Genomic DNA, 15,059 nt, shown 5'->3' with positions numbered 1-15,059 from the left:
CCCCAGGCCGCAACCTCTCGGAGACTCGATGGCGGCGGAGCAGCTTGGACCAATCCTCTCGATCCGCGGAGATCCCCGGGGAACCGCGGGCCCCTCGGGGCTGAAAACGGGCGGAATCCCACGATTTACGAGGTCGACGACGGCGTCGCATGAGCCCGGACGCAGACCGGCTACCTCTTGATCGCATCGACCTCCCGCAGGAGTTGGTCGATGTTCATGTACGGTGCGTCCGACACTTCGCGCCATCGGACCTGCCCCGTCTTGTCGAGGAGGAACATCCCGTGGAGCGCCGCCTTGTGGCGCGGCACATAGCAGCCGTAAGCCTTGAATTGCCCCAGGTCCTTATCATACACCGCCGTGTACGGGAAGGCGGGGTCCGGCTGGAACGCGGCCTTCTCGCCGGGCGCGACGAAGACGACGTCGACCTTCTTCAAGTCGGGGAACTTCGATACAGCGTCGCGGAACGCCCTGATCTGGGCGTTGCAGGCGGGGCAGTCCTGCCGCTGGAGGAAGACCAGCACGGTGGCGTCCGAACCCAGCAAGTCGTCGAGCTTCCTGGCCGCGTCCGCGGCGTCGGGCAGCGACCAGCGCGGCGCGGGGTGAGGATTGGCCAGCTTGGCGCCGACTTCGTATGTCGTATTCTTGATCGATACGCCCATCATCATCCCCTGATCCTCGTGATCGAGGATGTGGCAGTGCAGGACGAAGTCTCCGATGTAGCGCTTGTAGTGGGTCCGTATCGTCTGGGTCCGGCCCGCCGTGACCAGGAGCGTGTCCTTCCAGACCCCGATCGGCGTGACGACGCCGTCTTGAGAGGTCTCGGAGACGACGTAGAACGGGTTCACATGGATGTGGAAGGGGTGGGCGGCGGCATTCGTCGTCAGCCTCCATTCGTCGGTCCGCCCGAGCTTGACGGCGAGCGGGGCCGCGTCGGGGTCGTATGATCGGCCGTTGACGGACGGATGGGCGGGGGCCGGGTTGAGTTCCAGATTGATCGTCTGGAGCCCCACCACGTCCTGGGGCGCGATCGGGATCGGACGCCTGACCTTGGAGAAATCGTGGAGGGTGGGCCAGGCCTCTTCGTCGCCGGGCTCGCCGGGCAGGACCTCGACGATCGCCAAGATCCCGGCCTCCTTGGTGGAATCCTGGGCCGCGGGATCCAGGCTCACGGTGCTCGGGCCGTCCCACATCAGGTAGTGCTGGACCCGTCCCGTGGTGTTCGTGAGCCGCACCAAGGCCTCGCTGCGGTAGCCGGGCTGGAGTTCGATCGCCTTCGTCCTGCGGATCTCCGGGAGCGGGATGCCGTCGAGTGCGAACTCGCGCATGCCCTCGTCGTTGATCGCGTCGACGTCGTAGCGGATCTCGTCCGCCCGTCCGGCCTGGAGCAGATCCTCGGGGATCGGGGCGAACTGCACGACGATCGGGTCTCGGATGCCGCCGTGAATGAACCGGAATCGCTGGAGCTTGCCCGACGCGACGCGGATCACGGGCTGGAGCTGGCCGTTGACGGTGGTCCGCCATCCCTGGGACTTCTTGCCGTCGATCCACCTGCGGGGCCCGAAGGCCCGGTTGAAGTCCTCGAGCACATACGTGACGAGGCCGGCGAGGGACCGGACGGCGGCGACCAATTCGACGCGCTGCTCCGGGGTGGGCGAAGGGGGCCAGTCCATCGCCTCAAGCCGCTCTCTGAAACGGGTCAGCTCGCTCTCCTTGCCGATGAGCTTGGTCTCGTCGGTATCCACGGTCCGGACGCCCTTCGCGTCGAAGATGCGGAAGTGCAGCGTCGCGCCGACGCGACCGACGACGATCTCGTCCTGGCCCGACTGGGGAAGTCCGCCGACCTCGGTGAGCATCGGCAGGAGCTTCAGCCCCGGGGCCGACTGGGCTTCGGGGTGGTAGGCGATCTGCTGGAACAGGCAAATCCGCTCCTCGGCCGTCGCGATGCCGGGCACGTTGTCGACCGCGCCGGCGTGGTCCTCGGGCGCGTCGATGATCAGGGCCCCGGCCATGCCGCTGGAGACCTGCATCGCGGTCGAGCCGTGGAGGTGGGCGTGATACCAGAACGTGCCGGCGACGTGGTCCTCGGGCACGGGGATCTCGTTGATGAATTCCTCTCCCGGATTGATGGTCAGCAGGACGTTGTCGCCGTTGCCCACGGGGGTGACGTGGAGGCCGTGGGTGTGGAGATTCGTACGGTTGAAGCCGTGCGGGACGTTGACGTCCGGCTGGTGATCGTCGGGATTCTCAGGCGGCAGCTGGTTCTTCATCTTCACCCGGAGGATCTCGCCGGGCTTGACGCGGAGCGTGGGCCCCACGGCGAGGCCCTCATACGAACGCAGGCGCACGCCGATCACGCCCTGGTCGACGAGCACGACGGGCTCCTCGCCTTCGGGGAGCGGCTGACCCGCGGCGTTGAGAAGTCCACCCCGACCGTCCGTCTTCAGCGTGTCGGGACGCCAGAGCTTGCGTTCGCCGTAGACGATCGACAGCGAGGTGTCGAGCACGCCGTCGCTGGACCTTCGCTCCTCGCCGGACCGGAAGTACGGGTTTCGATATCGGGCCCGTTCGAGTTCCGCCGCGGCGGCCGCCGCCGAGGGGGCGGCCTGGAACCGCTCCTTCTCGTCGACGCTCCGGATGAAACTCCTGAGATCCCGGCGAAACTGCTGAGCCGCCGGCGGGATGGCTTCTTGAATCTTCTGCGCCGAGGCCTCCCGCGCCGTCCTCGATTTGTCGTCCTGAGCCCGGGCCGGGCCGCAAACGATCGGCAGGACCAGCGGGATCAACCACAGGCTGCGTCTTCGAGGTGACGTCGACATGCTCGGTGCCTCGGTGAGACCGACGATTTGATTTGGCCGCCGCGGGCAGCATGCCAGGACGCCGAACGAAATGCAAAAAATAATTCGTTATGATTACAAAAAATACACGACCAGCCGTCGCAAGATTCTCGTCTCGCTGTTCGTGGCCAGTATGAGTAACGGACGAGGCGACGCCCGCCCTCCCCGTCCCGTGGATCCGCCGCCCATGAACAGGGGTCGGCAGGCGGCGGGAAGACGCTCGGAAGCCGCGGCGCCGAGCGTCTCCGCGACCTCGGCGGCGAGGCTCGGGAGTTTCTCCGGCCGCCGCCTCCAGGTCGTCGACGGCCGAAGATAAGCCCGATGATCTCCATCCGATTCCTCGCGAGCGCCGAGAGCCGCCGAGCCCGGACGAGGCTCGCGGAGTGAACGAGCGGCGGACGGGTGGAGGGGGTGCCTCTGCCCTCAGGGGTCGCCTCGGAGTCGAGCGGGCACCCCGGACGGGTCCGTCAATACTTCGGCACGTACTGGCTGCGCTCGCCGTACTTGGGGCTGTGCTCCCACTGGTTGAGGACGACGCTGAAGCCGCGGCCGAGCGTGTCCTTGGCGAGGTCGGACCAGGGGGTGTCGGGGTATTCGGCGACGACGTCGTCGAGCAGGCGGCGGGCGTCGGCGTACTTCTTGGCGGTCACGGACTCGGGGGCCAGGGGCTTGGACGAGTGGTCGACGACGAAGACGATCGTCACGTCGGGCGTCGACTGCTTGGTCGGCGGCTGGGGCTTCGCGGCCAGGTTCTCCATCAGGGCGCGATACTCGAACGTCTTGACCTGGAAGGCGACCGTCTGGGCGAGCATCAGGTCGTAGTGGGCGCGCCAGCGCCGCTCGGGCTCGCGCTCGCGGTGCTTCTTGAGGGACTCCAGCCGCTTCTGGATGTCGAGCAGCCGGGTGAGCCGCTCGGAGGCGATGGGGATCTGCTCGAGGGCCGCCTCGCGCAGGCCGTCGGGGTCGATGGGGAACTCGCGGCGGTAGGAGACGTCGCGGGTCTCGGCGACCAGCCCGAACAGGTTGCGGCGCAGGTCCGACTCGTCCCGGCGCAGGAGGTACGTGGCGCGGGGGACGTACTCGGGCATGTACTCCTTGAGCACCTCGATGGTGTACGTCTTCTCGCGCTGGCGGATCCGCATGAACTCCTCGGAGGGGAGGAGGAAGTAGATCCCGCCCGACTCCTTGGTGAGCCGCGCCAGCTCCCAGGGGCCGAAGCCGGAGGGCTGCTCGTCCCAGCGGCCGTAGAGGCCGTCCCACTGGTAGCACTCGACGTCGGCCGACTCGGGCCCGCGGCGGATCGTCGGGTAGTAGACGTCCTTGGTCACCGGGTCGACGTACTTGTGGTGGGCGTAGGCGTGCCCGAAGACCGCCTGGCGGCCGATGACGTAGAGGGCCGTCTTCGTCTTCTTGAGCGCCTCGAGCGCCGGCTCCACGTCGTCGCCGTCGTCGCCCGACTCGTCGGTGACCAGCACGAGGATCAGCTTGCGGTCCTTGGCGACGAGGCCCGAATAGTGGTTGACGGAGTTGAGGATCGCCGCCATCGTCGCCTCCTCGCCCGAGGAGTCGACGGGGAGCCGCTTGATGGCCCGGCGGACCTCCTCGACGTCGAGGGTGGGCTTGTCCAGGATGAGGTCGAGCTTCTTGCCGAAGCCGACGATGGCGTGGTTGAGCGCGCCGCCGGCCTTCTTGTCCGGGTCGACGACCTTGGCCAGCTCGGAGGAGACGCGGTCGAACTTCTCGAGGATGACGCGCTGGTCGTCGCGCATGCTGGCCGACTCGTCGAACAGCCAGACGACGGTGAGCTTGTGGTCGTTGAGGTGGCGGAGGATCTCGCGGGTGAGTTGGTTCAGGGCCTCGCCGATCTCGGTGACCCCGAAGGTCGGGTCGCCGCCGACCTGGCCGGAGACGGAGACGTCGAGCCCGAGGGCGGGGGGGACGTTGCTGAACGACGAGATGTTCCGGCCCTTCAGCCCCTCGACGGCCAGGAACCGGCCCTCCGCGCCGCCCTTCGCGGCCGAGGCCCGGACGGAGGGCGTGGCCGAGGGGGCCGCCCCGCCGCCCATGACGACGCTGCCGATGTCGGGCCGCTCGTCGGCGGCGAGGGTCTCGGCCGCCGGGGCGGTGGCGGCGACCTGCAGCCGATCCTCCAGGCGGTCGGGCCGCGCGTCGGTCGGGTCGTCGAGGATCGGCAGCTCCTCGACCGCGCGGTCGGCGCCCCCGAGCGCCGAGTCGAAGTCGATCGGCCTGGCCTCGGGCGGCCCGCCGCTGAACGTCGCCGCGCCGAGGGCCGTGAAGATCACCAGGTGGACGACCAGCGAGACGCTCCAGGCCGGCAGGATGTGCTTCAGGCGGACCCGCCGGCGGCGCCTGGGCTGCAACTTCCGGACCCGGGGCGCGGCCTCGGCGGGGGCGGAAGTCGAGCCCGGGTCGGCAGGGGGCGGGGCGTCGAGCAGGGGCTCCTCGACGACGAGCGTCTTCTGCATGTCCGACGGGACGAGCGTGGGCCCGTCCGCTTCGCCGGGCCCATGCTCGGGCCGCGGGCCCGGCGGCGCCAGGTCGTCCGAGGAGGGTGCCGAGAAGCGACGTTCCATGATGCGAGAATCCCCCGCAAGCCAGGTCCCTTCGGTCGACCGCCCCGCGCCGCCCCTATCACCTTACTATTGTGCGCCGAAGCCCGGATCGGAACTACCGGCAGCCTGGGCCCGGATCGCGATTTCGACGTGGATCCGCACCCTTTGCGAACACGACCGCCCGCCGGCCTCGGGGGGCCGCCGTCGCCGAGGTCCCCACCTATAAAGACGATACGAACGCCGGGGCGATTTTGTCGAGCGGTTCCGCCGACTTCGGGCCGCAACCGCCTTGGATCGGCGTCCGGAAACGGCCATGATCGGGGGATGGACCTGGATCGTCGCCGATTCCTGCAGACCGTCGCGATCGCCGCGACGGCCCGCCCGCCGGACCTGGACGGGCTTCCCGAGCTGGCGCCCGGCCTCCGCGCCCGGCTCGACGCCTGCCGGCCCTCGCGGCTCGAAAAACTGCCGGCGGGCTTCCGCGACCGCGTCGGCGCATCGCACGTCAAGGGGCTCTACCACCTGACCGACAGGCCCTTCCTGGTCGAGGGGGCCGAGCGGCTGATCGCCCTGGGGACCCGGCTGGGGAAGTTCTGGTTCTCGCCCGGCATCATCGCCGAGTCCTACCCCTGGAACTCGCGCTGGCCGGCCTGCGGGGATTACGTCGAGCTGGCCCGCAGCGACGACTTCCGGGCGGCCTTCGACCTCCCCTTCCGCACGATCATCCTGGAGGCGCTCATGCCCCACGACGAGGCCTGGCGGAGCGTCGACCCGGCCGCGCCCGAGCGGCTGGAGGAGTCGGAACGGGCGATCCACGACCTCACGGCGCACCTCTACCGGACCTACCGCGACCGCGACCTGACGTTCATCCTCCAGAACTGGGAGGGGGACTGGCGGCTCCGCGGCGGCTATTCCGAGGACTTCCGCCCGCCCCCCGCCGAGCTGGAGACCCTGGCCTCGCGGATGGCGCGCTGGCTGGCCGCGCGGCAGCGGGGCGTCGAGCGGGCGCGGGCGGCGTTCGCCGCGGGGGCGCGCTGCCGGGTGGCCCACGCCGCCGAGGTCAACCGGGTGCTCGACGCCTTCCGGGGCGTGCCGACCGTCGTCCGCGACGTCCTGCCCCGGGTGACGGTCGACCTGGCTTCTTATTCCAGCTACGACGCCCTGGGCTCGCCCGAGGAGCTGGCGCGGGCCATCCTGGAGATCCGCCGCTGCGCGCGCACCGGCCCCATGTTCGGCCCCGGCGCGGTGATGCTCGGCGAGATCGGCGTGCCCGAGAACGATCGGCCCGACCGGGTCGCCGAACATTGGGACGGCTGGTTGGGGGCGACGATCGCGCTCGACGTGACCCACGTCGTCCAGTGGGAACTCTACTGCAACGAGCCGAAGCCCGGCGCGGCGGCGGGCGGCGGCCCCCTGAAGGCCGTCGACGGCTGCCGGGGCTTCTTCCTCGTCCGCCCCGACGGCGAGCTCAGCGCGACCGGTCGCGTCTTCGCCGACCTCTGGCGCCGCGCGGGGGCCTGAAGGTCGAGGCCGGAGGCCCGCGGAAATCATCCTACTCCCCTCGGGAGAAGGTGCCGCGCAGCGGCGGATGAGGGTCGTCGGAGTTCGGAGGGCGTGACGGTTTCATGAGGGCGTCGGCGAAGCGCCATGACCCTCATCCGGCCCTCCGGGCCACCTTCTCCCGGCGGGAGAAGGAGAGACGCCGCCGGCCTTCGTCCCGGCCCTTCGGCTCAGAGCTTGGGGGGCTCGGGGGGCTTCATCTCCTCGGCCTTCTTCATCTTGCGGCGGGGGTTGGCCGGGTCGTCGTCGCGCGGGCGGGGGGGCGGGACGTAGGCCTCGACCCACCTGAAGCCGAGGGGGTTCTTCAGCTCGCGTTCGGCCAGGAGGGCCCAGGGGGTCTCGGGGTGGTCCGCGACGACCTTCCGCAGGAGCGCCTCGGCCTCCTTCGCGGCGAGGGCGGCCTTCTCGCTGAAGCGGATCTCCGCATCGGGGACCAGCCGCCAGGCGTTGGACTTGGGGTCCTGGAACCGGGGCGGATCCTTGACGAGCAGGGCGCAGGCCCAGTTGTACTCGACGCAGCGGACCTTCATGGCCAGCAGGCGGCCGCGGATCAGGTCGTAGTGGGCCTGCCAGCGGCGGGAGGTCTCGCGGTCGCGGCGCTTGGCGGCGGCCGTGATGGGGGGCAGCGCCTCGTCGATCGTGTAGGTGGTCCGCTCGGCGATGACCTGGTTGTTCTGGAGGACGTCCTTGAACTCGGGGGCGTCCATCGAGGGGAACTGGAGCGTCGGCATCCCGGGCAGGTTCTGCTGGGTGACGAGCGCGGCGTTGACGACGGCCTGCCGCAGCGGCGACCGGGCGACGTCGGCCTCGTACTCGCGGCGGGTGCCCCAGTCGGGCCGGTACTCCTTCATCCGCGAGGCGTCGAAGCCCATCTTCGCGCCGTCGAGCCGGGCGACGAAGTAGACGCCGCCGGTGGCGCTGGCGAGCCGGCTGAGGGCGTAGGGTCCGAAGCCCGACTCCAGCTCGTCGTACTGGGGGCCGCCGTACCAGAAGGGGAGGCGGATCTGCTCGATCATCGCGCTCTCGGGCCCGGCGTCGACCTTCAGGTTCTTGTGCAGGAACTTGGTCTTGGGGTCGTAATAGTCCATGAGCCGCTCGGCGCGGCCGAAGAGGGCCTGCGAGCCCAGCACGTAGATCGGCGCGTCCCGCTTCTTGGCGGCGTCGATGGTGGACTCCAGCCGGTCCTGGTCGTCGCCGACCTCGTCGGTCACGACGATCACCATCAGGTTGTAGGGGTCGCCGCCGGGGCCCTTGAACTTGCCGTACTTGTTGACGATCTCGGCGACGGTCGAGAAGGTGGCCTCGACGCCCGACTCGTCGGCCGGGATCGAGGCGATGGCGTCGCGGACCGCGGCGACGTCGGCGGTCGGCTTGGGGGTCATCGCCTTGCGGAACTCGCCGAAGGCGACGACCATCGTCAGCAGGCCGCCGTCGGTCGAGAGCCGGTTCTCGTCGATCTGGCCGATGTGGGCGTAGATCGTCTCGATGTGCTTGCTGAGCCGCTTGCGCTCGGCCTCCAGGCTGCGGGAGGCGTCGAACGCCCAGACGACGAGCGTCCGGCCCCGTTCCAGCCGCCGGACGATCTCGACCGCCACCCGGTCGACGGCCCCTTCCACCCCCTGCACGTGCTCGGCCCCGTTCCCCTCGATGGCGAACGTCTTGCCCAGCGTCGACGCCGTCGGGGCGACCGCGTCGACCACCCGCTGGACGTCGCGACGGCCGAAGTCCATCGCCGCCAGGGCGTCGTCCACCGTCGCGGGCGAAGGCCCGGCCGAGGGGGGCGCGGCCGTGTTGGTCGCCGCCAAGATCGGCGCGAACGAGCCCGACGCCTCCATGACCGGCTCGTCGTCCTTCTGGTCGAGGTCCTGGAGCGTCGAGTCGGTCGCGAGCGGCTCGAGCGCCCGCGGGGGGGCCTCGGCGACCTCCGACGAGAACTCGCTCTGGACGACCTCCTGGACGTGATGCCCCGCGAAGGCCAGGCTGACGAGGACCAGGGCGTGGATCGACAAGCTGATCAGGCCGGCCGCCAGCGACGCCGTCGGCCTCCCCGTCGCGGGGACGCCGACCCGGTCCGCCCAGGCCCCCAGGATCTTCCCGGCCTTGTCGAGCATGCCCGCGAACTCCGCCGATCGGGGGGATTCCCAAGGTCCGGAACGCCGGCCGGCGCGATCTCGGCCGGGGCGCACGACCTCACTACATTATTCGGCGCAACGGCCCCTTCGTGACGATCGGACCGGGATTTCGCCTTACTGCATCATTCCTCCCAATCATAAGCCCGTTTTCGTCGCGAGACAATGCGGCGAGCCGGCGTGTTTCGCAGCCGCGACGTCCGGGGGGATCGTCCAGGGTGCCAGGCGCCGGGAAGGTCCGACGCCCGGGTGCCCGGGCCGGATCATTCCTCGACGGGGACGTCCTCGGGATCGAGCTTGGCATGCTGTTGATAGGTGTCGCCGGGCGCGTCGTTCTGCACCAGGGTCGGCTTGCGGCCCGGCTGCGGAGTCTCGCTGGCGTCCGGGACGGCCTCCTCGCCGTGCCGCTTCTTCTCTTCCTGGACCTTCTTGTCGTGCGCCACGTTTCGGGGATCCGACATCGCCGTCACCTGTTTCTTCGAAGCCGCCGGCCCGGACCTCGAAGTTGAGGAGGGGCCGACGTTTGAACTCGAGAGGGCAAGCATCTTATGTGCCGCCCCGGATTCGCCGATGCGCCGGGAGGGCGTGGGTGCCCGGCCGTCCGTCGTTGCGACCCCTCGCCGGATGGGGGTAGATTGATGTCGTGAGCATCCCAAGCCCGATTAGCGCCGCCGAGGCAGGTCCATCATGCCCGAAGACCCTTTCCTCAAGATCCCGAGCATCGGCCGCTGCCGGCTGATCTCCCGGCTCGGCGAGGGGGGGATGGGGGTGGTCTATCGGGGCTGGCACGACGACCTGGACCTGCCGGTCGCGGTCAAGTTCCTGCACCCCGACCGGGTCGCGGACGGCCGGGGCGCCGAGCGGTTCCTGCGCGAGGCCCGCCTGGCGGCGCGGCTGAACCACCCCGGGATCGTGCGGGTCTTCGACTGCGGCGAGGCCGACGGCCGCTTCTACATCATCATGGAGTTCGTCGACGGCCAGAGCCTGGAGGCCCACGTCGCCGAGCGCCAGGCGATGGGGGTCGACCGCTCGCTGCAGGTCGTCGAGGAGGTCGCCCGCGCCCTCGGCGAGGCCTGGAGCCAGGTCGGGGTGATCCACCGCGACGTCAAGCCGGCGAACATCCTGCTGACCTCCAGCGGCCAGGTGAAGCTCGCCGACCTGGGGCTGGCGAAGGTCGCCGCGGCCGATCCGGCGTCGACCGACGCGACGGTCGACTTCGCGGGCCGCACCGAGGCCGGCACGTCGCTGGGGACGCCCGCCTACATGCCGCCGGAGCAGTTCCTCGACGCCTCCACGGTCGACCTCCGGGCCGACGTCTACTCGCTGGGGGCGACCCTCTACCACATGCTCGCCGGCCGCGCCCCGTTCCAGGCCGACTCCGTCTTCAGCCTGCTCCGGCTCATCGAGCGCGAGGACCCGGCCCCCCTGCCCCCGCACGTCCCGCTGGCCGTCGAGCAGCTCATCGCGAAGATGATGGCGAAGAAGCCCGGCGACCGCTTCCAGGCCCACGCCGAGCTGATCGAGGCCGTCCGCGCCGCCCAGCAGCCGAGCGGCGGGTCCGCCTCGTTGGTGGCCTCGATGCTGCGGTCGTCGTCGCGGATCACGACCTCGGGCGTCATCCCCGCGGCGAGGACGGCCGGCCGGGCCGTGCACTCGGCCTCCCCGCGCGAGAACCGGGTGCTGCTGGTGGTGGACGTGCAGAACGACTTCTGCCCCGAGGGCGCGCTGGCGGTCCCCGGCGGCCACGAGCTGCCGGCGATCATCAACAAGCTCTCCCGCCGCTTCGCCCACGTCGTCCTGACCCAGGACTGGCACCCCGAGGACCACCTCTCGTTCGCCTCGTCGCACCCCGGCGAGAAGCCGTTTTCGGCGATCGAGCTCCCCTACGGCCCGCAGATCCTCTGGCCCGACCACTGCGTCCAGGACACGCGCGGGGCCGAGTTCCACCCCGACCTCCGGCTGGAGCACTGCGAGCTGATCATCCGCAAGGGCTACCTCCGCGAGATCGACAGCTACTCGGCCTTCTTCGAGAACGACCGCACGACCCCCACGGGCCTCGCCGGCTACCTCCGCGAGCGCGGCCTCAACCGCCTCTTCCTCGTGGGCCTGGCCACCGACTTCTGCGTCGCCTACTCGGCGCTCGACGCCCGCCGCCTGGGCTTCGAGGTCACCGTCATCGAGTCCGCGTGCCGCGGCATCGACCTCGAAGGCTCGCTCGAAGCCGCCTGGAAGCAGATGGAGGAGGCCGGCGTCGTCCGGGCGTGATATGATGGCCCGGACCGAGGAGGATGTCCCCATGTCGCGGAAAGACGTCGCGGGCCTGCGAGAGCAGGTCGAGAAACTCGAACGGCGGACCAGGAGGCGGGCGACGCCCCCCGTCGCGGTCCCCATCTCGACCTTCGCGCCGCGCCCTTTCGAACCGCGACGTCCGATCGGCGTCGTGATCGGCCCCTGCCGCGGCGGCTTCACTGCCTCGTTCCTCGACGCCAACCTGAGCACCTCCGGCGAAACGGAGGCGGAGGCCCTCGACAACCTCAAGGACCTGCTGCTCATGGCGTACGAGGACTTCGAGCAATCCGACGACTCCGCCCTCGGCCCGGCCATGCTCAAGCAGAAGAGCGTGCTCTTCGACGTGATCCAGAGGAAGCCGTAGGCGCGATGGCCAGGATCACGAAGGCGGAAGCCCTGAAGATCGCCAAGAAGCTCGAAGCCGTGATCAAGCCGGGAGGGGCGCACGACCTCGCCCAGATCCACCACGAGGGCAAGCGGATCGCGCAGTTCGGCATCCGCCGCGGCTCGAACCAGGACGCCCCCCACGAGTACATCGCCGGCCAGATCAACCTTTCGAAGCCCGAATGCGACAAGATGGCCCGCTGCCTGGTCAGTCGCGACGACTGGATCGCGCAGATGAAGGCGAAAGGCCATATCGCGGACGACCCGCCCGCCGCCGAGCCGCCGCCTTCGCAACCGGAGCCTCCGCAAAAGTCGCCGAGACGGCGCCGGAAGCCTCGTTGAGAGTCGTGCGGTCTCCCCGCCCGCCCGCGGCGACGAGTCCAATCCGCCTGAAGCTCCCCTGCGGAGACCCCGCGGTCGCCGTCGGCGTCCTAGAGTGGCCTTCAGGGGGGCGAATCCCGGCGACCCCGGCCGTCCGGTCGCGGGTGCCCGGGGCCGGAAGTCGAGGTTCGGCCCCCGAACGGACTTAAGGCTCGCCGCCGGCATTGCTTGTGCGAGGGCGAGGACGGCGGCATAATCGGTCCATCAATCGGCCCGACGGACTCGTCTCTCCGTCAACCGGGCGTCGGCGCCGGCTCCTCACTCTTTCCAGACGGTCGAAAAGGCATCATGGCGAACACACGACGTTGGATCGTCCCGACGGCCCTCTCGGCCGCCGCCGGGCTGGCGCTGGGGCTGCCGACCCCCGCCTCTGCGAGCGAGGCCGACCTGATCCTGCCCGACCTGAGCTCCCGGACCTACTTCGGCGGGGCCGTCGACGGCTGGACGCTGCTGCTGGGGGGCCTGGTCGTCTGCGCGATGGGCCTGGCCTTCGGCCTGATCTTCTACCGGCAGCTCGAGCGGCTCCCGGTCCACCGCACGATGCGCGAGGTCAGCGAGCTGATCTACGCCACCTGCAAGACGTACCTGCTGAGCCAGGGCCGGTTCATCCTGGTCCTCTGGGCGTTCATCGCGGCGGTGATCGTCGCCTATTTCGGCTTCCTGTCGGAAGGCCACGCCGCCGCGGCCGCCGCGGGGGTGCGCGACTTCCCGCGGATCGTCAAGGTGCCCGTGATCCTGGCGTTCAGCCTGGTGGGCATCGCCGGCAGCTACCTGGTCGCCTGGTTCGGCATCCGGATCAACACGTTCGCCAACAGCCGCACGAGCATGGCCAGCCTGCGGGGCCGGCCCTTCCTCTGCTATTCGATCCCGCTGAAGGCGGGGATGTCGATCGGCATGGTGCTGATCAGCGTCGAGCTGCTGATCATGCTGTGCATCCTGCTGTTCGTCCCCCGCGAGCTGGCCGGGCCCTGCTTCATCGGCTTCGCCATCGGCGAGTCGCTGGGCGCGGCGGCCTTGCGGGTGGCGGGCGGCATCTTCACCAAGATCGCCGACATCGGCGCCGACCTGATGAAGATCGTCTTCGGCGTCAAGGAGGACGACGCCCGCAATCCCGGCGTCATCGCCGACTGCACGGGCGACAACGCCGGCGACTCGGTCGGCCCCACGGCCGACGGCTTCGAGACCTACGGCGTCACCGGCGTGGCCCTGATCACCTTCATCCTGCTGGCGGTGGCCCGGCCCGAGGTGCAGGTCGACCTGCTGGTCTGGATCTTCGCGATGCGGGTGATGATGGTGGCGGTCAGCGGCGTCTCCTACTTCGTCAACGAGGCGATCGCCCGCCGCCGATTCGTCCACGTCCGCCACTTCGACTTCGAGGTGCCGCTCACCGGCCTGATCTGGGTCGCCAGCGTGCTGTCGATCCTCGCCACCTACGCGGCCAGCTACGCCCTGATCCCGAACATCGGCGGCGACCCCTCGCTCTGGTGGAAGCTGGCGTCGATCATCACCTGCGGCACGCTGGCCGGGGCCCTCGTGCCCGAGGTCACCAAGGTCTTCACGTCGACCGGCTCGGCGCACGTCCAGGAGGTCGTGACGGCCAGCCGCGAGGGGGGGGCCTCGCTGAACGTGCTCTCGGGCCTGACGGCCGGCAACTTCTCGGCCTTCTGGGTCGGCGGCGTCGTGATCACCGGGCTGATGGCCGCGGCCTACGGCGTCAGCCTGCTCTTCCCCGAGGGCCTCATGCTGGCGCCGGCGGTCTTCGCCTTCGGCCTGGTCGCCTTCGGCTTCCTCGGCATGGGCCCGGTGACGATCGCCGTCGACAGCTACGGCCCGGTCACCGACAACGCCCAGAGCGTGTATGAACTCTCGCTGATCGAGCAGGAGCCGGGTATCGCCGACGAGATCCGCCGCGAATACGGCTTCGAGCCCGACTTCGAGCACGCCAAGCTGCTCCTGGAGGAGAACGACGGCGCGGGCAACACGTTCAAGGCCACGGCCAAGCCCGTTTTGATCGGCACGGCCGTGGTGGGCGCCACCACGATGATCTTCTCGATCGTCGTGCAGCTCGCCGGCGGGATCGACCCGGCCACGGGCCTGCAGATCCTGCGGCCCGAGCAGGTCGAGAAGCTCTCGATCCTGCACCCGCCCTTCCTGCTGGGCATGATCTTCGGCATGTCGGTGATCTACTGGTTCACCGGCGCGAGCATCCAGGCGGTGATCACCGGCGCCTACCGCGCCGTGGCGTTCATCAAGCGGCACATGAAGCTCGACGGCTCGTCGCGGGCCAGCATGGAAGACTCCAAGCGGGTCGTGGCGATCTGCACCCGCTACGCCCAGCTCGGCATGTTCAACATCTTCCTGACGATCTTCTTCGTCACCCTGGCGGCTTCGTTCGTCGAGCCCTTCTTCTTCGTCGGCTTCCTGATCGGCCTGGCGCTCAGCGGGCTCTTCCAGGCGATCTTCATGGCCAACGCCGGCGGCGCCTGGGACAACGCCAAGAAGATCGTCGAGACCGACCTCCGCGAGAAGGGGACCGCGCTGCACGAGGCCACGGTGGTCGGCGACACGGTCGGCGACCCGTTCAAGGACACGAGCAGCGTGGCCATGAACCCGATCATCAAGTTCGCCACCCTGTTCGGCCTCCTGGCCGTCGAGCTGGCCCAGAGCATCCCGACCACGATGCGGCTGGTGCTGGCCGCCCTCTTCTTCGCGGTCGCCCTGGCGTTCATCCACCGCAGCTTCTACGGCATGCGGATCGACGTGAACGAGACCGGCGACCCTTCCAACGACGAGGCCGGCAAGCTCGTCGAGGCGACCCCCGGCTGAGCCGAGCGGCCTCCCGCTTTTCATCCCCCCACCACGACGCCCGCGGCCCCGGCCTGCGGGCGTCGTGCGTTTGCGGGGCGACG

9 protein-coding genes and 1 pseudogene are annotated in these 15,059 nt (G+C 69.7%); 6 read left to right on the top strand and 4 right to left on the bottom strand.

The features are described from left to right. Positions 1–170 precede the first annotated feature (170 nt). Entirely contained in the window at positions 171–2,816 is a 2,646-nt protein-coding gene (locus PZE19_RS28800; RefSeq protein WP_277864053.1) for a multicopper oxidase domain-containing protein, read from the bottom strand. A 485-nt stretch (positions 2,817–3,301) separates the two neighbouring features. Next, on the bottom strand, positions 3,302–5,428 hold the full coding sequence (locus tag PZE19_RS28795) for a VWA domain-containing protein (RefSeq protein ID WP_277864052.1): 2,127 nt from the start codon (positions 5,426–5,428) through the stop codon (positions 3,302–3,304). A 303-nt stretch (positions 5,429–5,731) separates the two neighbouring features. Here PZE19_RS28795 and PZE19_RS28790 point away from each other — a divergent pair, with 303 nt between their 5' ends. Further along, a complete protein-coding gene (locus PZE19_RS28790; protein WP_277864051.1) occupies positions 5,732–6,928 on the top strand; it encodes a hypothetical protein in 1,197 nt (398 codons plus the stop codon). A 209-nt stretch (positions 6,929–7,137) separates the two neighbouring features. Here the strand turns inward: PZE19_RS28790 and PZE19_RS28785 are convergent, their stop codons facing one another. Then, positions 7,138–9,078 (bottom strand): vWA domain-containing protein, encoded by a 1,941-nt coding sequence (locus tag PZE19_RS28785; protein ID WP_277864050.1) that lies wholly within the window; start codon positions 9,076–9,078, stop codon positions 7,138–7,140. A 281-nt stretch (positions 9,079–9,359) separates the two neighbouring features. After that, complete coding sequence (locus tag PZE19_RS28780; protein WP_277864049.1) at positions 9,360–9,557, bottom strand: hypothetical protein; 198 nt, start codon at positions 9,555–9,557, stop codon at positions 9,360–9,362. A gap of 226 nt (positions 9,558–9,783) precedes the next feature. Here PZE19_RS28780 and PZE19_RS33285 point away from each other — a divergent pair. The 5 genes and pseudogenes from PZE19_RS33285 to PZE19_RS28760 all read left to right on the top strand — a co-directional run. Then, positions 9,784–10,593 (top strand): annotated as a pseudogene (locus PZE19_RS33285) (serine/threonine-protein kinase); the annotation flags it as partial. A 150-nt stretch (positions 10,594–10,743) separates the two neighbouring features. After that, positions 10,744–11,361 carry a bifunctional nicotinamidase/pyrazinamidase gene (gene pncA, locus PZE19_RS33280; protein ID WP_368411393.1) on the top strand — a complete coding sequence of 206 codons (618 nt, stop codon included), beginning with the start codon at positions 10,744–10,746 and terminating at the stop codon, positions 11,359–11,361. A 31-nt stretch (positions 11,362–11,392) separates the two neighbouring features. After that, positions 11,393–11,749: a type II toxin-antitoxin system HicB family antitoxin gene (locus PZE19_RS28770; protein ID WP_277864047.1), complete on the top strand. Its 357-nt coding sequence runs from the start codon at positions 11,393–11,395 to the stop codon at positions 11,747–11,749. A gap of 5 nt (positions 11,750–11,754) precedes the next feature. Then, a complete protein-coding gene (locus PZE19_RS28765) occupies positions 11,755–12,111 on the top strand; it encodes a hypothetical protein (protein WP_277864046.1) in 357 nt (118 codons plus the stop codon). 327 nt (positions 12,112–12,438) lie between these two features. Continuing rightward, on the top strand, positions 12,439–14,976 hold the full coding sequence (locus PZE19_RS28760) for a sodium-translocating pyrophosphatase (protein ID WP_277864045.1): 2,538 nt from the start codon (positions 12,439–12,441) through the stop codon (positions 14,974–14,976). Positions 14,977–15,059: the final 83 nt, after the last annotated feature.

This window comes from Paludisphaera mucosa (genome assembly GCF_029589435.1).
GTDB classification, from domain to species: domain Bacteria; phylum Planctomycetota; class Planctomycetia; order Isosphaerales; family Isosphaeraceae; genus Paludisphaera; species Paludisphaera mucosa.
This window is presented reverse-complemented; position numbering and strand designations above follow the sequence as displayed.